This is a genomic window from Pseudomonas kitaguniensis (genome assembly GCF_049199985.1).
In the GTDB taxonomy this organism is placed as follows: domain Bacteria; phylum Pseudomonadota; class Gammaproteobacteria; order Pseudomonadales; family Pseudomonadaceae; genus Aquipseudomonas; species Aquipseudomonas kitaguniensis.
The window spans coordinates 660,272-678,928 of record NZ_JBLZPT010000001.1; the positions used below are offsets into that span (position 1 = coordinate 660,272).

Consider the following 18,657-nt stretch of genomic DNA (forward strand, 5'->3'; position numbering starts at 1 on the left):
CTCCCGCCCGCGGGGGGGGGGCGGCCCCCCCCCCGTGGCGGCACTCACAAAATAATACATAAAAATAATAACCCCCCCCCCCCCCCCCCCCCCCCCTCCCACAGAAAGCAAAAAAGCAGATCTGCTGTGTATGCAAAAGCCGCCTTTGATCTATCAAAAGTGACTCGCTACATCAGCAGCCTCAGTGCCGCAACAGCTTGCGCAGGGGCACGCCATCCTTGAGCACCGGTGACTTGATCACGATGTAGCTGAAGTACTTGGAAATGCCGATATTCTTGTCCAGCAGGCTTTCAACCACTTCCTGGTAATGTTGAATACTGCGGGTCATGAAACGCACAAGGTAGTCGTAGCCACCGCTGATCAGATGACATTCAAGCACCTCATCGACCAAGCGAATGTTGGACTCGAATTTGGCAAAGTCTTCGCGCTTGTGGTCACTGAGGGTGATCTCGGTAAACACCGTCACCGAGTCGGTAATTTTTGCCAGGTTCAAGTGCGCCTTGTAGCTGGAAATATACCCGGCCGACTCTAACCGCTTGACGCGTTGCAGGCAGGGGCTGGCCGATAAGCCAACAGCGTCGGCGAGGCTGACATTGGTCATGCGGCCGTCTTTTTGCAGCTCGACCAGGATGCTGATATCAATCCGGTCCAGTTTCACTAGCCCTTCCATTGCGTACCTCATGACTGCCGTTCGTAAGACAATCTTCTAGCAAAATCAGCGCCGTAAAGACAGCTGATGCTGCGCAACCAGGTCCGCCATGCTGTTGATGCAGTAGTGCGCCGCACACGGCGTGGGTTGCCGGCTGCGCTGACGGCCAATCAAACAGCGATCCAGGCCCGCGGTCGCGGCGACGGATGCTCGCGTCACGTGCAGCATCGGTTGCCCTTCCAGCGCCGGCTGGTTAAGCCAGCCCGGGTCCTCGGCCAGCGAGATAAAATCCTCAAGTGCAATGCCCAGGCGCTCGCACAACGCGGCGCGGTCTTCGGCATCACGGTCGCCGCGCACCCACAATCGGTAGAACTTGCGCAAGTAGAGCATAGCCCCCGGAGCATCCTCGAACAGCGACCAGTTGCCGGCTGATCGCGCAAAGCTCATGCCCTCCTCCCAACTGGCCTGCAAGCCCCAGCTCTGCGCGAGTTGGCGATGCGCAAAACACAGCACACCGCTGAAACCCAGCTCGGCGAAACGTGGGTAGAGTGCCGCGACCACCGCATTATATTCGGCCAGCACCGCCTGCTTTTGTACCTGCCCGCCACGGCTGTCGAGCAACGGTTGCAAGGCTGCCCATACACCTGAATCGCGATCCACCAGCACTTCATCGCAGTCAATCAGCAACGCTCGATATTCTGTCAGCCCCATGGTGGGTCGATCCTCCAATGATGCATTGCATTCACCCCATGCTCCATAACAGCTCACAAGCCGCGCCAGAAGTCAGTCAGCCTTGGCTCAGTTCAAGACGCGTGCCAAGGCACCCTCAAGTATCTGCAGGGCTTCGTCGATTTGCGCTTCGGTGGTCACCAGCGGCGCGAGAAAGCGCAGCACGTTGCGGTACACGCCGCACTTGATCACTAACAAACCGCCCTTGCGCGCTTCATCAATCAGCCGCTGATTAAGCTCTGCGTCTGGCGTGCGGGCCTCGTCGTTTTTGATCAGCTCGACGGCGAGCATGAACCCGGTGCCGCGCACATCACCGATTTGCGGGTGACGCTGTTGCAAGCGCAGCAAGCCTTGACGCAAGCGCGCGCCCAGGATTTCACCGCGCGCCAGCAGGTGTTCTTCCTCAAAAGCATTGATCACCGCCAGCGCCGCTGCGCAGGACAACGCGTTACCGCCATACGTGCCGCCCAGGCCACCGGGCAACGGCGCGTCCATAACCGCAGCTTTACCGACCACGCCAGACAACGGCAAGCCGCCGGCCAGGCTCTTGGCGACCGTCACCAGGTCTGGCTGGATGCCGGCGTGCTGGAAGCCGAACCACTTGCCGGTACGCCCGAAACCGGTCTGAATTTCATCCAGAATCAGCACGATGCCGTGTTTTTCAGTCAGCGCGCGCAGGCCCTTGAGAAACTCTACCGGCGCCGCCAGGAAGCCACCGTCGCCCTGTACCGGTTCAATCAGGATCGCCGCGACCCGCTCTGGTGCCACCTGCGTGGCAAGCAATTCGTCCAGCGCCTTCAGCGCCATGTCGCTGGTGAAACCGCGATAGGCATTCGGATACGGCGTGTGGAACACCTCTGGCGCAAACGGCCCGAAGTTCTGTTTGTACGGCTGGCTCATGCCAGTGAGGGTGGTGCCGAGCAACGTGCGACCGTGAAAACCGCCGCGAAAGGCAATCACCGCCGACCGGTTGGTGTGGGCACGCGCAATCTTCACTGCGTTTTCCACGGCTTCGGCGCCAGAAGTAAAAAACGCAGCTTTGTAGGCTTCCTTACCGCCGATCAGTTCGCACAGGCGCTGGGCCAGGTCCAGATAAGGCTGATACGCAACCACTTGAAAGCACGCGTGGGACACCTTGTGCAGTTGAGCCTGCACCGCCGCGACCACTTTCGCGTGGTTGTGGCCAACGTTCAGCACGCCGATACCGCCGACAAAATCCAGGTAGCGCTTGCCGTCTACATCCCACAACTCGGTGCCTTGGGCGCGATCAATCACCAAGGGGTGAGCAGTGACCAGGCCACGGGGCACGAATTGGTCGCGCTGACGCAGCAAATGAGGGGTTTCATCGACTTTGCTATTCATGGTTTTTCCCATCGTGAGTCCGGCAACCGGAAGGTGGTTGCGATGTGATTCAGATTACGGTGTGTGGAAAACCAACTACGCCGAACTTGCCCCGTGAGAAATTCGGATCAACTGTTTTGCCCCCGCCTTTCAACAGATCCTGCGCCTGCCTTGAGCGATGATGTGGGTGACCTCCCTTGCGCAGGAAATGCCCATGGCCTTGCTCTACAAAGCTGACCCGGTGCGCGGCCAACACTGGCAAGCACTGTTCGCCGAATACGCACCCGACATCACTTGGCGCGCCTGGCCAGACATCGGCAACCCGCAAGACATTCACTACCTGGCCGCCTGGCAGGCACCGGAGGATGTGGCGCAGCTGCTGCCCAATCTGAAAGTGTTGTTTGCCTTGTCGGCAGGCGTCGACCAACTGGACCTTCACCGCTTGCCGCCCGAGCTACCGGTGGTGCGCCTGCTTGACCCAGGCATCACCCGGGGCATGTGCGAATACGCGAGTTGGGCGGTGCTCAGCCTGCACCGGGACATGTTGCGCTACCGCCAGCAGCAAATAGCGCGCTGCTGGCAGGCGCATTTGTTGCAGCCTGCGGTGAACCGGCGCGTAGGCGTGATGGGCCTAGGGACTCAGGCCCAACAGATACTTGCGACATTGGCGCCGCTGGGGTTCGCCTTGTCGGGTTGGGCGCGCAGCGCTCATCAGGTGCCGGGCGTGGACTGTTACGCGGGCGAGCAGCAGTTGCCGGCGTTTCTCAGCCAGTGCGACATTCTGTTGTGCGTGCTGCCGCTGACGGAGCAGACCCACGGGATTCTGAATCGACGGTTATTTGCGCAATTGCCACGCGGCGCGGCGTTGATCAATATGGGCCGTGGCGGGCACCTGGTGGAGGAAGATTTGCTCGACGCGCTGGGCAGCGGGCAACTGAGCGGTGCGGTGCTGGATGTGCTGCAAGAGGAGCCGGCGCGGGCTGATCATCCGTTTTGGGACCATCCGCAGATTATGCTGACGCCGCACATTGCGGCGATGACTCAACCGCAGAGCGCCTTTGTGGTGTTGCTGGAGAATATTCGCCGGTTTGAGCGGGACGAGCCGATGGTCGGTGAGATAGATCGGCGGTTAGGCTATTAGCCCGCTTTCCTGTCATCGCTGAACGGATGCACACACCCAACTGTGGGACACACCCGACTGTGGGAGCGGGCTTGCTCGCGATGGCGGTGTGTGAGTCAACACATTCCCTGGCTCCCACCCTGCCCGTTTTAGAGCTCGAGCCTCTCGGCAATCGCCAGGCCTACGTCCTGTGTTGAGCCCTGCCCACCCAAATCCTGCGTGATCGGCCCTTCGGCAATTACCGTCTCGATCGCCCGCAAAATCCCGTCATGCGCGGCGCGATAACGTTCATCTCCATTGCCGAGAAAATCCAGCATCAGCGCGCCCGACCAAATCATCGCAATCGGATTGGCGATATTCTGCCCGGCAATATCCGGCGCCGAGCCATGCACTGGCTCAAACAACGAAGGGAAGCGCCGCTGCGGGTCCAGGTTAGCCGACGGCGCGATCCCGATCGTGCCCGCACACGCCGGCCCCAGGTCCGACAAAATATCGCCAAACAGATTCGACGCCACCACCACATCAAAGCGGTCCGGCTGCAACACAAACCGCGCGCACAGAATATCGATGTGCTGCTTGTCCCACGTCACCTCGGGGTAATTGGCCGCCATCAGCGCGGTGCGCTCATCCCAGTACGGCATGCTGATGGAAATGCCGTTGGACTTGGTCGCCGCCGTCAGGCGCTTGCGCGGACGCGTCTGCGCCAGCTCAAATGCAAACTTGAGAATGCGGTCCACACCGCGCCGGGTGAACACCGACTCTTGCAGCACAAATTCATGCTCGGTGCCTTCAAACATCTTGCCACCCACCGACGAATACTCACCTTCGGTATTCTCGCGGATCACCACAAAATCAATATCGCCAGGCTCACGCCCGGCCAGCGGGCATGACACGCCGGGGAACAGCCGCACCGGGCGGATGTTCACGTACTGGTCGAAGTCGCGACGAAACTTGAGCAACGAGCCCCACAGAGAAATGTGGTCCGGGACTTTGTCCGGCCAGCCGACCGCGCCGAAGTAGATGGCGTCAAAGCCCTTGAGCTGCTCGAACCAGTCCTCGGGCATCATCTGCCCGTGTTCCAGGTAGTAATCGCAGTGCGCCCAATCCAGCACTTCAATGCTCAGGTTGAGGTGCCAAATCTTCGCCGCCTGCTGCAGTACGCGCAGCCCTTCGGGCAACACTTCCTTGCCAATGCCATCACCGGCAATCGCGGCGATTCTGAATGCCTTGCTCATGCCTCACACCTCATTAACTGTCAGTTCAACCCACCGATATGGAAGGCTTTGACTTCAAGGTACTCGTCCAGCCCGTACTTGCTGCCTTCGCGCCCCAGACCCGACTGCTTGATGCCGCCAAACGGCGCGACTTCCATCGAGATAATCCCGGTGTTTAGCCCGACCATGCCGAACTCCAGCGCCTCGCCAAAACGCCACGAGCGCTGCAAGTCCTGAGTGAAATAGTAGGCGCCCAAGCCGTACGGCGTGGCATTGGCCAGGGCCAGCGCCTGGGCTTCATCGGTAAAGCGCATCAACGGCGCCACCGGGCCGAAGGTTTCTTCGTTGGCGAGCAACATGCCGGCGTGGGTGTCGCCAAGCACCGTGGGCTGCACGAACTGGCTGTCGCCCGTGGGGATCGCGCCGCACAACAACTGTGCGCCTTGGCTCAAGGCGTCGTCGATATGCCGCGCCACCTTGTTCACCGCCGCAGGGTTGATCAGTGGGCCAATAGTCACGCCGTCTTCCAGGCCATTGCCGACCTTGAGCTTGCCCACCTCCTCCACCAGCCGCGCGGCGAAACGCGCGTAGATACCGTCCTGCACCAAGATGCGGTTGGCGCACACGCAGGTTTGCCCGGCGTTGCGAAACTTGCTCAGCATCACGCCCGCCACGGCCTGTTCGAGGTCGGCGTCGTCAAACACGATAAACGGGGCATTGCCGCCCAGTTCCAGGCTCAGGCGCTTGATGTGCTCGGCGCTTTGGCGCATCAACAAGCGGCCGACGGCGGTGGAACCGGTGAAGGAAATTTTGCGCACCGCCGGGTTGCCGGTCAGCTCTTCGCCGATACCGGCGGGCAGCCCGGTGATGACATTGAACACCCCGGCAGGGATACCGACACGCTCCGCCAGCACCGCCAGAGCCAAGGCCGACAGTGGCGTGAGGTCGGACGGCTTAACGATGATCGGGCAACCGGCGGCCAGCGCGGGCGCGCATTTGCGCGTGATCATTGCGTTGGGGAAGTTCCACGGGGTGATCGCGGCGCACACCCCCACCGGTTGCTTGAGCGTCAGCAAGCGACGGTCACCGCTCGGCGCCGGCATGGTTTCACCGTAGACGCGGCGGGCTTCCTCGGCGAACCATTTGACGAAGCCGGCACCGTAGCGAATTTCGCCCTTGGCTTCGTTGAGCGGCTTGCCCTGTTCGCAGGTCATGATCAGCGCCAGGTCATCGAGGTTATCGATCATTGCCTGGTGCCAACGTTCAAGCAGCGCTGCGCGCTCCGCTGCCGGGCGTGCGCGCCAGGCAGGCCAGGCGCGCTCGGCGGCTTCGATGGCGCGGCGGGTATCCACCGCGTGCATGGCCGGAACCTGTGCCAACAGCTGGCCGGTGGCGGGGTCGTGGATGGCCAGCGTGGCGCCGCTGTCGGCAGCGCGCCACTGGCCATCCACATAGGCGAGTTCAGCCAACAGGCTGGGGTCTTGCAAGCGATTCTTGAGCATGGTCGAGTCCTGGTCCGAGACACGCTCAAGTCTAGGCAGGTCGCGCAAACGAGGATGCCGAAAGCGCGTTTGAAGCAGCGTGCCGTGCTGAAAATCACGCGAGGACGGCAGGCTCTGCTAGGCCGTCAGCGAACCCAGCATGCCTTGCAAAAAGCGCTCGCCCGCCTCCATCTGGCTGATCTCGACAAACTCATCGGGCTTGTGCGCCTGCTCGATGGAACCCGGCCCGCAAACCACCACCGGCACATCCAGACGCTGCTTGAACAGGCCGCCTTCGGTGCCGAACGAAACCTTTGCAGTGCCGGTGCCCGGCGCCGCGAATTGTTTGAGAAAACGCACCGCCTCAACGCTTGGGTGCGTGTCGAGCCCTGGGTAAACGTTGATGGTTTCGATCTCGATGGCCGCCACGCTGGACAACTTCTGCGCCTCACGCACGATCACTTCGGCGCGCTCGCGCATTTGCTCCAGGAACTGGTCCAGGTCGTCGGCCGGCAGGTTGCGCACCTCAAAATCCAGGGTGCACAGGTTGGGCACAATATTCAGCGCCTTGCCGCCGCTAATCTGCCCGACGTGCACGGTGCTGTAGGGCACATCGTAGTCCGTGTCTTGAGCGCCGTGGCGTTGCAGTTGCTGCTGGCTTTCGCGCAGCGCGGCGATAAAGTCGCAGGCCACGTGGATCGCATTCACCGAACGCGGGGCCAGCGATGAATGCGCCTCCAGGCCACGGCAATGGGTGCGGTATGAACCCTTGCCCTTGTGGCCGAGTACAAACTGCATGTTGGTCGGTTCGCCGACCAGGCACAAAAACGGGCGAACCGGCGCCAGGTGCAACACGTCGAGCAAGCGCCGCACGCCAACACAGCCGATCTCTTCGTCATGCGAAAGGGCCAGTTGCAGCGGGCGGTTCAGGGTTTGATCAGCCGCGTCGAGCATCGCGTCGATGGCCAAGGCAATAAAGCCCTTCATGTCGCAACTGCCGCGCCCATAAATACGCCCGTCCTGCACGGTGGCGGCGAACGCCGGAAAGGTCCACGCCTGCCCCGCCGCCGGTACCACATCGGTGTGCCCGGAGAGCAACACGCCGGGCTGGTGCTTGGGGCCGGTGCTGGCAAACAGGTTAGCCTTCTTGCCGCTTTCGTCCTTGACGATCAGCGACTCGATGCCCTTGGTCAGCAGCAGGTCGCGCACGTAGTCGATCAGGGCCATGTTCGACACTGACGACACCGTATCGAAGGCCATCAGCTGTTTGAGAATCTCGAGAACGCGAGGTTTCATGAGGCCTGGCTCCGTTGGATGGCAGGGAGGGCAAAGCGGGTGATGGAAAACGGCTCAATCGGCGTGCTGGTACTGCCGGTGCTGAGCAGCTCCGCCATGACATCGCCAACGCCTGGGCCGAGCTGAAAACCATGCCCGCAAAAACCAAAAGCGTAGAACAAACCGTCGACGCTGCCACTGCGCCCCATCACCGGCAGCGAGTCCGGCAGGTAGCCTTCGATGCCGCTCCACACGCGGATGATGCTCAGGTTACCGACGCCCGGCAGCAGGCGGCGCATCTGGTTGATCTGGTTGAGGATGCTGCGCGGCTCGACCTGAGCGCGACGGTTGAGCATGTCCGGTTTGCTGCGGTAACCGCCGCCAATCACGATATTGCCGCGTGGGATCTGCCGGAAGTAAATCACCTCTTCAGGGATTTTGGTGTACACGCCGATCACCGTCGGCAACGCGTAGGGCACCGGCTCGGTCACCGCCATTTGCGGGCCGTGGGTGTCCAGCGGCACCGGTTCGCCGAACTGCGCCGAGAGTTTCTGGCCCCAGGCCCCGGCGGTGATCAACAGTTGCGCGGCCTGGAACTGGCGGCCGTCGGTGGTGCTGACATGAAAGTCAGCGCCCACCTTGTGCACCTCGGCGACTTCGGTACGCTCTTCAATCTGCGCACCCAAGCGCACCGCCGCGCGCGCAAACGCAGGCGCTGCGAGGCGCGGGTTGGCGTGGCCGTCGTGGGGCGCGTAGGAGCCGACCTTGACGTCCGGGCCAAGGAAGCCGAAGCGTTGACGCAACTCGGCGCCGCGATAAATTTTAAGGTCCAGTTGCGCGGCTTCCGGCGCGGCGGCGTAGGCCTCCAGTTCGGCGATTTCATCTTCGCGATAACACACGCGCATATGCCCGCTGGGAATGAACTCAAGGTCATCGCCGATTAATTCCGGCAGGCGTTTCCACAAGGCCCAGGAACGGTTGGCCAGGGCCAATTGGCCGAGGAAGCGGCCTTGCCGTCGCACGTTGCCGAAATTCACACCGCTGGCGTATTGGCCGATCTGGTCGCGCTCCAGCAAGATCACCGACTGCCCGCGAAGACGCAGGAAAAACGCGGTTGCCGAGCCCATCAGGCCGCCGCCGACAATTACCACGTCAGCTTTTTGCACACTCATGGCGCGACCTCCTCGGTGAGCATCGACAACGGTTTGACCGGCGCCTGGCCACGCTGGCGGCCGACCTCCTGCACCGGCACGCGCGCCTCGGCGGCAATCACCTCGGCGCCCGCCTGCGAGCAATAGCGGCCCTGGCAGCGGCCCATGCCGACCCGGCTGAACGCCTTGGCGCGGTTGACCTCGCAGGCGCCCTTCTGATTCACCGTGTTGCGTAATTCGCCGGCACTGATCATCTCGCAACGACACACGATGGCACTGTCCGGTAGCGCCCTGGCCTGTTCGCTGGGCCATGGGAATGCCTGTGCCAGGCCGAGGCGAAATTGATCCATGGCCGCCAGCGCCTGCTGTTGCGCGTCACGCAGCGCGGTATCAAAAGGCTGCTTTAAATCTTCAAGCAAGGTCAGCGCGACCAGGCGCCCGGCATGCTCGGCGGCGTCGGCACCGCGAATTTTCGAGCCGTCACCGGCGGCATACACGCCGTCTACCGACGTGCGCCCGGCGGCGTCGGTGGCCAGCCACCATTGGCGGGAAGGCTCGTCAAACGCCATCTTGCAGCCCGCCAAATCGCCCAATTGGGTTTCCGGGCGCAAGTGATAACCGAGTGCCACGGCATCGGCCTGCACCGTCACGGCCTGGCCGTTGCCCGCCGTAAAGCGCACCCCGCCGACGCCGTTGGCGGCATCACCGATGATCTGCAATGGCTTGACCCCCAGATGCACCGCCACTTTAGCGCGGTACAGTTGCGCCAGCAGCTTGATGCCGGTGAACAGCAAGCCGGGGCGTGCGAGCAGTTTTGGCAAGGCTTTAAGGCGCAGGCTGAAGGGCGACGTGTCGAGCACCGCCGCCACCTCGGCGCCGGCTTTGACGTATTGGCTGGCAACCAGGTAAAGCAACGGCCCGCTGCCCATGAACACCACGCGATGGCCGATCGACACGGCCTGGTTTTTCAAGGCGATCTGCGCCCCGCCGAGGCTGTAGGTGCCCGCCAATTGCCAGCCTTCGATGGGCATCAAGCGGTCAGTGGCGCCGGTGCACAGAATCAGCGCGTCGTAATCCACGGTGCTGTGCCGGCCCTGGCTCGCACAGCACAATTGCCCCGGCGTGAGGTTCCACACCAAGGTGTCGGGGCGGTAATCGATCACGCTGCGCAGGCGATCAAACGTCTGGTGCAGGTGCTCAGCCTTGGCCGCTTCGCTGCCGTACAGGGTGGCGTAGTCGCGGGTAAACCCATGCGGCTGGCGGCGATAGATTTGCCCGCCGTCACGGCGATTTTCATCGATCAAAATCGGCGTGATACCGGCGTTAACCAGGGTTTCGGCGCAGCGAACCCCGGCGGGTCCGGCACCCACAATGACTACCCGTGCAGTGGCCATGTTGCCTCCGGTTGTGTGGTGACAATATCCAGGCCCTCGCGCACCTCGTTGGAGCAAGCGCGCAGGCGTTCGCCGCTGCGGGTCCACACCCAGCAATCCTGGCAGGCGCCCATCAGGCAGAAACCGGCGCGGCGCCCGCTGTCGAATTCCGACTGGCGCAAGGCGTTACCGTGGGTCAGCAAGGCGACCATCAAGGTGTCGCCCTGCAAGGCTTCGATGGCTGCACCGTCCACGGTCAGGCTGACCGTCGGCCGGCCCTGTTCGGCCAGCCTCACAAAACGCCCTTTCATGCATACGCTCCCAACGTCATGGTGGTCAGGCCCTGCTGCGTGTTGAGCAACTGGGCAGTGTCGTGGTGACAGAGAATTTCACCGCCGTTGGCCAGCGTCCGCCGATTCGGCGCGGTGCGGTTGCACAGGCCGTCGACCCGCACCGGGCAGCGGTTGAGGAAGGTGCAGAGTTCCGGCACATTGGCGCGCGGGCCAATCGGCGGCAACGCGCCAGCGCTGGCGCTGCAGGTTTCCAGCCAGCCTTGGCGCAACTCCGGCACCGAGTGAATCAACAGGTCGGTGTAGGGATGAAACGGCGGCTCGGCAAACGACTGGCGGCTGCCGGCCTGTACTTTGTGGCCGCTGTACATCACCACAATGTCGTCGCACAGCGCGCGCACAGTGGAAATATCGTGGCTGATAAACAGGTAGGACACGCCTAACTGCTGGCGCAGGTCGCGCAGCAATTCGAGGATCGCCGCGCCCACCACGGTGTCCAGCGCCGAGGTCACTTCATCGCACAGGATCAGGTCGGGTTTGGCGGCCAGCGCGCGGGCCAGGTTGACCCGCTGCTTTTGCCCGCCGGACAACTCGTTGGGGCGGCGTTGAGCCAGGTCACGCGGCAGGCGCACCAGGTCGAGCAATTCGCCGACGCGGGTTTGCAGCGCCGCGCCTTTGAGGCTGAAATACATCTTCAACGGCCGACTGAGGATGGTCGCCACACTGTGCATGGGGTTGAGCGCCGTGTCGGCGTTCTGAAAGACCATTTGAATGCGTCGGAACTGCTCGGGGGTGCGTTCGGACAAGCTGCCGCCCAACGGCTGGCCGTCGAACGTCAGCTTGCCGAGGGCCGGGGTCAGCAGCCCCGCCACCACACGCGCCAAGGTGGATTTGCCGGAGCCCGACTCGCCGATCACGCCGATGGCCTGGCCGCGTCGTACGCTGAGGTCGATGTCTTCGAGTACGCGAATCGACGGCATGCCTTGCAGGTTCTTGTTGCCGTAGCCGGCGGTGAGGTTGCTGATGGTCAGCAACGGCACTTCTTCGGCAACCCCGCACGGCGGTCGAATGTTGGTGTCGGGGCGCGCGGCGGCCAGCAGGCTGCGCGTGTATGCATGGCTCGGGGCCTTGAGCAGCGGCGCGGTGGCGCTTTGTTCGAGGATTTGCCCGCCGTTGAGCACCACGATCTGGTCGGCCATCTGCGCCACCACCGCCAGGTCGTGCGACACATACACCGCCGTGGTGCCGCGCTCGCGCACCACGCGCTTGAAAGCACGCAACACGTCGATTTGGGTGGTCACATCGAGCGCCGTGGTCGGCTCGTCGAGCACCACCAGCAGCGGGTCGCTGATCAGCGCCATGGCGGCCATCACCCGTTGCAGTTGCCCGCCGGACACCTGGTGCGGGTAGCGTTGGCCAATGCGCTCCGGGTCTGGCAGCGCCAGGTCGCGGAACAGCCCGATGGCTTTGGCGTGCAGGTCGGCGCGGCTGCCCAGGCCATGGATCAGTGCGCCCTCTACCACTTGGTCGATGAGTCTTTTCGCCGGGTTGAACGCCGCCGCCGCGCTTTGCGCGATGTACGACACACGGTTGCCGCGCAGGCCTTGCAGTTGCTTTTCGCTCAACGCGAGCATGTCGTGCTCGCCGACTTGCACCACCCCGCCGGACAGGCGACAACCGCGCCGCGCGTAGCCGAGCAGCGCCAAGGCGATGGTGGTCTTGCCGGAGCCAGACTCACCGATCAGCGCCAGCACTTCACCTTTTTTCAGCGCGAAACTCACGCCTTTGACGATTTCCACCTCGCCGCGCTCGCCACCGGCGACCACGCGCAGGTCTTTGACGCGAATCAACTCAGTCATTTCAATGGCCTCCCATACGTCGACTACGTCGGGATGACAGATGGTCGATCAGCAGATTCACGCTGATGGTCAGCGTGCCGATGGCCAGCGCCGGAATGATAATAGCCAGCGCGCCCTGGTTGAGCCCGCCGATGTTTTCGCGCACCAGCGAGCCGAGGTCGGCGTCTGGCGGTTGTACGCCAAGCCCGAGAAAACTCATGCCGCTGAGCAGCAATACGATGTAGCCGAAGCGCAGGCCGAGGTCGGTAAGTACCGGGTTGAGCATGTTCGGCAAAATTTCCATGCAGGCCACGTACAACCGGCGCTCGCCACGCGTACGCGCCACCTGCACGTATTCCAGCGCCTCGATGTTGACCGCCATGCTGCGCGCGACGCGGAACGCGCCCGGGATATAACTGATCACCGCCGTGCAGATCAGCAGCGTGACTGACGAGCCGAATGCCGAGACCATGATCAGTGCGAGCATTTTGCTCGGGATCGAAATGAACGCGTCCATGATGCGGCTGATGATTTCGTCCAGCCACTTGGGCGAGACCACCGACAACAGGGCGCAACCGGTGCCCAGCGCGCTGGCCAGCAACGCCGCCACCAGCGCCAGCCCAACGGTGAACCGCGCGCCGACCAGCACCCGGCTGAGCATGTCGCGGCCGAGGTAATCGGTGCCGAAGGGGTGCGTGAGGCTGAAGCCTTCGAAGATGTTATCCGACACCACCTCACCCACCGGGTGCGGTGCCAGCCAGGGGCCGAACAGCGCCACCAGCAACCACGCTACACACACCACGCCGCCCACCAGGCCGAGCCACGACGGGCCGCTGGACGCCTTGGCAAGTGCCAGCGCGGAAGACACGGGCTTTGACTTTGCAATGAGCGGATTCATTGGTTTCTCAGCCTCGGGTTGGACAGAATTGCACACAGGTCGGCAAGCAGCACCAAGCCCAGGTAGGCCGCGCAGAACAGCATGGTGCACGCTTGCACCAGCGCCATGTCGCGGTTGGTCACGGCATCGACCATCAAGCTGGCAATGCCGGGGTAGTTGAAGATGGTCTCGACAATCACCACCCCGCCCAACAGGTACGAGAGGCTCAGGGCAATGGCGTTGGCAATCGGCCCGATCGCATTGGGCAAGGCGTGGCGCAGCACAATGCGGATAGGGCTGACGCCTTTGAGGCGGGCCATTTCGACGTAGGCGCTGTCGAGTTGGTCGATCACGGCGGCGCGGGTCATGCGCGCCATTTGCGCGACGATCACGCAGCACAGCGTCATCACCGGCAACGCATACGTGCGCATGAATTGCAGCGGTGAGCTGATGTCGCTGGCGTACGAGAGGGCCGACAACCAACCGAGGTTGACCGCGAAAATCAGCACCGCCAGGGTCGCCACCAGAAACTCCGGCACGGCGACCATGGCCAGCGTGACGAAGCTCAAGCAGCTGTCGATGCGCCCGCCCCGGCCCATCGCCGAGCCGATGCCGAGTAACAGCGCCACCGGCACCGACACCAGCGCCGTGGCGCCCGCCAGCATCAGCGTATTGGGCACCCGGCCGGCCATCAATTCACCGACCAGCATGGCGTTGGACACCGACAGGCCCATGTCGCCGGTGAGCAGGCTCATCAACCAATGCAAATACCGCAACACACCGGGTTGGTCCAACCCCAGTTTCAGGCGCAGTGCCGCCACTTGTTCAGGGGTCGCGAACTGGCCAAGGGATTGTTGCGCAGCGTCCCCCGGCAGTACCGCCGTGATCGCAAACACGACCATCGACACGATCAACAATGTCACGACCCCGGCGCCGAAGCGTCGGCAGATCAACCACAGTGTATTGCTGTTCATCGCACTGCCCTCCTCAAGCGTCCAACCACACCTGCTCGGCGAACATGTAGCCCATAAAACCGCCCAACGGGTTGGTGTCATAGCCTTTGACGCGCTGGTCGACGCCGTCGATGTTGCTGATAAACACCGGCACGCCGATGCCGCAGTGATCGTGCACCAGCGTCTGCATGTCGCCGTACATTTTGGCGCGCTTGGCGTCATCGGTTTCGGCACGCGCGAGCATCAGCAATTGGTCGAACTGATCGTTCTGCCAACCCGACTCGTTCCACGGCGCCTTGGACTGGAAGAACTGCGAAAACATCACGTCGGCATTTGGCCGTGGGTTGATGTTGCCGAAGCTCAGCGGGTGCTTCATCCAGTGGTTCGACCAGTAGCCGTCGCTGGGCAGGCGGTTCACATCGAGCTTGAGCCCTGCCTGTTTGGCCGATTGCTGCAAGAGCACGGCGATGTCCACCGAACCGGTAGCAGCGGGCGATGCCATGATCGGCATGGTGATGCTTTCCATGCCGGCTTTTTTCAGCAGGAACCTGGCTTTTTCCGGGTCGTACACGGTCTGCGGCAGGTCGGTATTGAAGTAGCGCGAACCCGGCGCAATCGGGTGATCGTTGCCGACCACGGCAAACCCACGGAACACCGCAGACTTGACCTGTTCACGGTCGAGCAGCAGTTTCATGGCCTGGGTGAAGTCGGGATTCTTGCCGGGCAACTGGTCCTGGCGAATGATCAAGTCAGTGTAGTTGCCCGACGGTGCATCGACGACCCGGTGTTTGCTGCTCGCCGCGATACGCGTGGTCGAACGCGGGTTGACCTCGTTGATCATGTGCACGTCGCCCGACAACAGCGCGTTGACCCGCGACGGCTCGTCGGCAATCGCAATGAACTCGATTTCGTCGAGGTACGGCAGGCCCGGTTTCCAGTAATTTTTATTGCGCACGGCAATCGAGCGCACGCCCGGCTTGAACTCGCCCACCGTGAACGGCCCGGTGCCAATGCCTTTGCTAAAGTCGCCGGTGCCCTCGGGCACGATCAGCAAGTGCGACACCGCAAGAATCGACGGCAGCTCGGCGTTCGGCCCGCTGAGGCGAATCTGCACCTCGTTCGGCCCGCTGGCTTTGATCTCGGCGAACTGCTCCATCAGCGGCATCACCTTGGAGCCAGTGAGTGGGTCTTTATGCCGGTTGAGGGAGAACACCACGTCGGCGGCGCTCAGGCTCTTGCCGTTGTGGAAGGTCACGTCTTTACGCAGGGTGATGGTCCACAGGGTTGCGTCGGTATTCTCGATGCGCTCGGCCAGCTCCAACTGCGGCACCAGGTGCTTATCGAAACGGGTCAGGCCGTTATAAAACATGTAGTGGCGTACGTAGTCGGTGGACAGCGCACCCTTGGCCGGGTCAAGGGTGTCGGCGGTGGAACTGGACATACCGGCGACACGAATTTTGCCACCGGGTTTGCCTTTACCCGCAACGCCTGCGTCATCGGCGAACACCTTGCCAGCGGCGCCAAACAGGCTGCCGGCTCCGGCAGCGGCGACGCCGGCAACCCCGAGCATTTGCAGGGCGTGGCGGCGCGACATGCCACGGTTGAGGCTTTCAAACACCCGCAGGCTTTCCTGGCCGGAGATCAGCTCGGGTGGGTTTTTGTTGTCAGTCATATCAAGGCTACCTGTCGATAATCGGAAGAATCGAGTGCTCACGGATGTCCGGAGCGTCCTGGAAACGCAAACGACGGTGACGCAACAACGGCCAACTCAGTGCAAATAATCCTGAAAGCGGTAGTAGGCGCCCACGAACGGCAGGAACCAGGGTTTGCCGAAGTGCCCTGGAATCGCCGGCCATTCGAGTTCACGCCAAGGGTTGGCAGCCGCATTCCCGGCCATCACCTCGGCCATCACCTGGCCCATGTGCACCGACATTTGCACGCCATGGCCGCTGTAGCCCATGGAATGAAACACGCCGCCTTGCTGGCCCGCGCGGGGCAGGCGGTCAGAGGTCATGTCGACCAGGCCGCCCCAGCAGTAGTCGATTTTCACCTGCGCCAACGGCGGGAACATGTTCAGCATCGCCGCGTGCAGCACCTTGCCGCTCTTGGCATCGGAGACGCTGTTGGACATCGCAAACCGCGCACGCCCGCCGAACAGCAGGCGGTTGTCCGGGGTCAGGCGAAAGTAGTTGCCGATCATGCGGCTGGTCACATAGGCCCGGTGCCGGGGCAGCAATTGGTCGATCAACGCCTGCGGCAAAACCTCGGTGGCAATCACAAAACTGCCCACCGGCACGATCCGTCGGCGATACCACGCGAGGTCGCCGTGTTGGCAAGCACCGGTGGCCAGCAGCACTTGCCCGGCGTGCAGCGAGCCCTTGGCGGTGTTGACTTGATAGCCGCCGGCCTGAGCCTTCCAGTTGTCGACCTGGGTGTGCTCGTAGATCATCGCGCCGCGCCGCGCTGCCGCCTCGGCCAAGCCGACACCAAAGCGGCCAACGTGCATCTGCACCCCGTTGCGTTGCAGCAACCCGCCATGAAACTGCGCCGAATTAACCTCGGCGCGGGTTTGCTCGGCGCTGAGCAGTTCCACATCGGCGTCGACCTCTTGGCGAATCAGCTCGCAGGTGCGCGCCAGGCCCTCGTAATGCAGGGACTTGGCAGCCAACTTGAGCTTGCCGTTGCGCACCAGGTCGCAGGCGATCCCTTCCTGCTCGACCAGCGAAACCACGCTGTGCACCGCACGTTCGTAGGCCTGGTAATAGGCGCGCGCCTTGTCGGCACCGAGGCTTGCGTGCAACCCGGCGTAGTCCTGAGCCACCCCGGTGTTGCACTGCCCACCGTTGCGCCCCGAGGCTTCGCCGATCACCCGCCCGGCATCCAGCACCACCACGCTGGCGCCTTTAAGCGCCAGCGCACGCGCCGCCGCGAGGCCGGTGAACCCACCGCCAACCACAGCCACGTCGACCTGCTTGGGCAAGCCGCCCAGTTGCGCACCGGTAAACGCCGGTGCGGTGTCGAGCCAATAGGATTCACTGCCCATGTAATGCCCTCAAGGTGCGCGTTTACAGACCGACCAACGCCGGCAGCCCACCGATGTCGGTGATCTGCTGATAACCGTAAAACGCATTCGCCGGCACTTCATGGCCACGGGCAACAAAAGCCTTGTGCTTGATTTTCATGTCATGCGCCGACATCAGGTCATAACGGAAGCTCGAAGACACATGCAAGATGTCTTCCGGACCGCAGGCAAGGTTGTCGAGCATAAATTCAAAGGCCGCCAGACGCGGCTTGTAGGCCTGTGCCTGCTCGGCGGTGAACACTTTGTGGAACGGCGCGCCGAGTTTGTCGACGTTGGACATGATTTGGCTGTCGCTGGCATTCGAGAAAATCACCAGCGGAATCTTGTCGGCGATTTTCGACAGGCCAGCCGGCACATCTGCATGCGGGCCCCACGTCGGCACGGCGTCGTAATACAGCTGGCCTTCTTCGCGATAGTCGATGCCCCAACGCTTGCACGTACGCGCCAGGGCAGTCTTGAGAATTTCATCGTAGGGGCGCCAGTCACCCATGACCTGATCAAGGCGATAGGCCGAGAAGTCTTTGACGAACTGGTCCATCTGCTCAGCGCTGATGCGGTCTGCGAACAGCTCGCGGGTCATGGTGCCCATATGGAAGTTGGTCAGCGTACCGTAGCAGTCGAACGTAATGAATTTGGGACGAAGAAAGCTCATGGAGTGCGGTCCTGAAGTTCGTTGAGTGTGGCAAGCGTTCGCTGCCCTGGCGGCGCGTTGGCCTCGTTGCAGCACAGCTTCATTACAACACTGTGAAATCAGCATATGCCGTCTAAAACGACCTGCACTCAATACAAACCACCGTTTTGGTGGCTGGGCTCAGCAGAGTTTGCGGTGCGCGCCAGGCTTGGGCAGAGCCTGTGTTTGTGCGCTTTTATGGGCCTTTTTGGGGTGGGAAGGCTTAAGCATGCGGGTGGGGGCGGCAGAAAGTGTGGTTGGCGGGATTTGGGACATGGAGAAGATAGACCGGGTGTATACGGAAAACGAGAGACGGCTGATCAGGCAGTTATTTATGCGGGTTAATCTGCGGCTACCGCGTGATCGGCGGATGGGTTGGACGGAGTCCTTACTCGGCCCTTCCTGGCACCAGGAACGCAATCACGCCACGCTTTCCTGGGCTATCTGCGCATTTATGGATACAGCGGCTGTTCTTCAAGGCCTACACCGGATAGAAGAATTGGGCACCCATAAAAATGATCGCAATCCAGGGAGACGAAGAGTCGATGCTCGGCATGGTTGTGTAACCTCGTAAACTTTCTCTCCAATGTATTCGCCAGTCGTAGCACAGACTG

At 62.2% G+C, this 18,657-nt stretch carries 16 protein-coding genes; 1 reads left to right on the forward strand and 15 read right to left on the reverse strand.

The window, feature by feature from the left end:
* Window positions 1-181 precede the first annotated feature (181 nt).
* The 3 genes from ACOZK9_RS03115 to gabT all read right to left on the reverse strand — a co-directional run bounded on the left by ACOZK9_RS03115 (window position 182) and on the right by gabT (window position 2,740).
* Entirely contained in the window at window positions 182-670 is a 489-nt protein-coding gene (locus ACOZK9_RS03115; protein WP_003174918.1) for an Lrp/AsnC family transcriptional regulator, read from the reverse strand.
* A 45-nt stretch (window positions 671-715) separates the two neighbouring features.
* Window positions 716-1,360 carry an HAD family hydrolase gene (locus tag ACOZK9_RS03120; protein ID WP_058412838.1) on the reverse strand — a complete coding sequence of 215 codons (645 nt, stop codon included), beginning with the start codon at window positions 1,358-1,360 and terminating at the stop codon, window positions 716-718.
* 87 nt (window positions 1,361-1,447) lie between these two features.
* On the reverse strand, window positions 1,448-2,740 hold the full coding sequence (gene gabT, locus ACOZK9_RS03125; RefSeq protein ID WP_421555258.1) for a 4-aminobutyrate--2-oxoglutarate transaminase: 1,293 nt from the start codon (window positions 2,738-2,740) through the stop codon (window positions 1,448-1,450).
* Between the two features lie 193 nt (window positions 2,741-2,933).
* Between gabT and ACOZK9_RS03130 the strand changes: the two genes are divergently transcribed.
* Window positions 2,934-3,860 carry a 2-hydroxyacid dehydrogenase gene (locus tag ACOZK9_RS03130; protein WP_421555259.1) on the forward strand — a complete coding sequence of 309 codons (927 nt, stop codon included), beginning with the start codon at window positions 2,934-2,936 and terminating at the stop codon, window positions 3,858-3,860.
* A gap of 128 nt (window positions 3,861-3,988) precedes the next feature.
* On the opposite strand, the gene ACOZK9_RS03135 is transcribed toward ACOZK9_RS03130, so the two are convergent.
* From ACOZK9_RS03135 to ACOZK9_RS03190, 12 genes are all read right to left on the reverse strand, one after another.
* Window positions 3,989-5,074, reverse strand: coding sequence for a tartrate dehydrogenase (locus ACOZK9_RS03135; protein ID WP_421555260.1), 1,086 nt, complete (start codon window positions 5,072-5,074; stop codon window positions 3,989-3,991).
* Window positions 5,075-5,094: 20 nt separating this feature from the next.
* Window positions 5,095-6,555: an NAD-dependent succinate-semialdehyde dehydrogenase gene (locus ACOZK9_RS03140; protein ID WP_058414720.1), complete on the reverse strand. Its 1,461-nt coding sequence runs from the start codon at window positions 6,553-6,555 to the stop codon at window positions 5,095-5,097.
* 117 nt (window positions 6,556-6,672) lie between these two features.
* Window positions 6,673-7,830 (reverse strand): acetylornithine deacetylase, encoded by a 1,158-nt coding sequence (gene argE / locus ACOZK9_RS03145; protein WP_152749289.1) that lies wholly within the window; start codon window positions 7,828-7,830, stop codon window positions 6,673-6,675.
* Complete coding sequence (locus ACOZK9_RS03150; protein WP_421555261.1) at window positions 7,827-8,981, reverse strand: NAD(P)/FAD-dependent oxidoreductase; 1,155 nt, start codon at window positions 8,979-8,981, stop codon at window positions 7,827-7,829. Before ACOZK9_RS03150 ends, argE begins: the two co-directional genes overlap by 4 nt.
* A complete protein-coding gene (locus tag ACOZK9_RS03155) occupies window positions 8,978-10,354 on the reverse strand; it encodes an FAD/NAD(P)-dependent oxidoreductase (protein WP_421555262.1) in 1,377 nt (458 codons plus the stop codon). The genes ACOZK9_RS03150 and ACOZK9_RS03155 overlap by 4 nt, the downstream gene beginning before the upstream one ends.
* A complete protein-coding gene (locus tag ACOZK9_RS03160) occupies window positions 10,336-10,644 on the reverse strand; it encodes a (2Fe-2S)-binding protein (protein ID WP_058414716.1) in 309 nt (102 codons plus the stop codon). The genes ACOZK9_RS03155 and ACOZK9_RS03160 overlap by 19 nt, the downstream gene beginning before the upstream one ends.
* Complete coding sequence (locus ACOZK9_RS03165) at window positions 10,641-12,482, reverse strand: ABC transporter ATP-binding protein (protein ID WP_421555263.1); 1,842 nt, start codon at window positions 12,480-12,482, stop codon at window positions 10,641-10,643. The genes ACOZK9_RS03160 and ACOZK9_RS03165 overlap by 4 nt, the downstream gene beginning before the upstream one ends.
* A 1-nt stretch (window position 12,483) precedes the next feature.
* Window positions 12,484-13,359 (reverse strand): ABC transporter permease, encoded by an 876-nt coding sequence (locus ACOZK9_RS03170; RefSeq protein WP_058414714.1) that lies wholly within the window; start codon window positions 13,357-13,359, stop codon window positions 12,484-12,486.
* Window positions 13,356-14,312 carry an ABC transporter permease gene (locus tag ACOZK9_RS03175; RefSeq protein WP_421555264.1) on the reverse strand — a complete coding sequence of 319 codons (957 nt, stop codon included), beginning with the start codon at window positions 14,310-14,312 and terminating at the stop codon, window positions 13,356-13,358. Before ACOZK9_RS03175 ends, ACOZK9_RS03170 begins: the two co-directional genes overlap by 4 nt.
* A 13-nt stretch (window positions 14,313-14,325) precedes the next feature.
* On the reverse strand, window positions 14,326-15,963 hold the full coding sequence (locus tag ACOZK9_RS03180; RefSeq protein WP_421555265.1) for an ABC transporter substrate-binding protein: 1,638 nt from the start codon (window positions 15,961-15,963) through the stop codon (window positions 14,326-14,328).
* Between the two features lie 96 nt (window positions 15,964-16,059).
* A complete protein-coding gene (locus ACOZK9_RS03185; RefSeq protein WP_421555266.1) occupies window positions 16,060-17,334 on the reverse strand; it encodes an NAD(P)/FAD-dependent oxidoreductase in 1,275 nt (424 codons plus the stop codon).
* Between the two features lie 22 nt (window positions 17,335-17,356).
* Window positions 17,357-18,025, reverse strand: coding sequence for a haloacid dehalogenase type II (locus ACOZK9_RS03190; RefSeq protein ID WP_421555267.1), 669 nt, complete (start codon window positions 18,023-18,025; stop codon window positions 17,357-17,359).
* Between the last annotated feature and the right edge of the window lie 632 nt (window positions 18,026-18,657).

Bases quoted from the DNA above. Each gene is read 5' to 3' on its own strand.
- ACOZK9_RS03155 (WP_421555262.1), bottom strand. From the start codon at position 10,354: ATGGCCACTGCACGGGTAGTCATTGTGGGTGCCGGACCCGCCGGGGTT.
- ACOZK9_RS03185 (WP_421555266.1), bottom strand. From the start codon at position 17,334: ATGGGCAGTGAATCCTATTGGCTCGACACCGCACCGGCGTTTACCGGT.
- ACOZK9_RS03160 (WP_058414716.1), bottom strand. From the start codon at position 10,644: ATGAAAGGGCGTTTTGTGAGGCTGGCCGAACAGGGCCGGCCGACGGTC.
- ACOZK9_RS03165 (WP_421555263.1), bottom strand. From the start codon at position 12,482: ATGACTGAGTTGATTCGCGTCAAAGACCTGCGCGTGGTCGCCGGTGGC.
- ACOZK9_RS03175 (WP_421555264.1), bottom strand. From the start codon at position 14,312: ATGAACAGCAATACACTGTGGTTGATCTGCCGACGCTTCGGCGCCGGG.
- ACOZK9_RS03135 (WP_421555260.1), bottom strand. From the start codon at position 5,074: ATGAGCAAGGCATTCAGAATCGCCGCGATTGCCGGTGATGGCATTGGC.
- ACOZK9_RS03120 (WP_058412838.1), bottom strand. From the start codon at position 1,360: ATGGGGCTGACAGAATATCGAGCGTTGCTGATTGACTGCGATGAAGTG.
- ACOZK9_RS03150 (WP_421555261.1), bottom strand. From the start codon at position 8,981: ATGAGTGTGCAAAAAGCTGACGTGGTAATTGTCGGCGGCGGCCTGATG.
- ACOZK9_RS03180 (WP_421555265.1), bottom strand. From the start codon at position 15,963: ATGACTGACAACAAAAACCCACCCGAGCTGATCTCCGGCCAGGAAAGC.
- ACOZK9_RS03140 (WP_058414720.1), bottom strand. From the start codon at position 6,555: ATGCTCAAGAATCGCTTGCAAGACCCCAGCCTGTTGGCTGAACTCGCC.
- ACOZK9_RS03190 (WP_421555267.1), bottom strand. From the start codon at position 18,025: ATGAGCTTTCTTCGTCCCAAATTCATTACGTTCGACTGCTACGGTACG.
- ACOZK9_RS03115 (WP_003174918.1), bottom strand. From the start codon at position 670: ATGGAAGGGCTAGTGAAACTGGACCGGATTGATATCAGCATCCTGGTC.
- argE (WP_152749289.1), bottom strand. From the start codon at position 7,830: ATGAAACCTCGCGTTCTCGAGATTCTCAAACAGCTGATGGCCTTCGAT.
- ACOZK9_RS03130 (WP_421555259.1), top strand. From the start codon at position 2,934: ATGGCCTTGCTCTACAAAGCTGACCCGGTGCGCGGCCAACACTGGCAA.
- gabT (WP_421555258.1), bottom strand. From the start codon at position 2,740: ATGAATAGCAAAGTCGATGAAACCCCTCATTTGCTGCGTCAGCGCGAC.
- ACOZK9_RS03170 (WP_058414714.1), bottom strand. From the start codon at position 13,359: ATGAATCCGCTCATTGCAAAGTCAAAGCCCGTGTCTTCCGCGCTGGCA.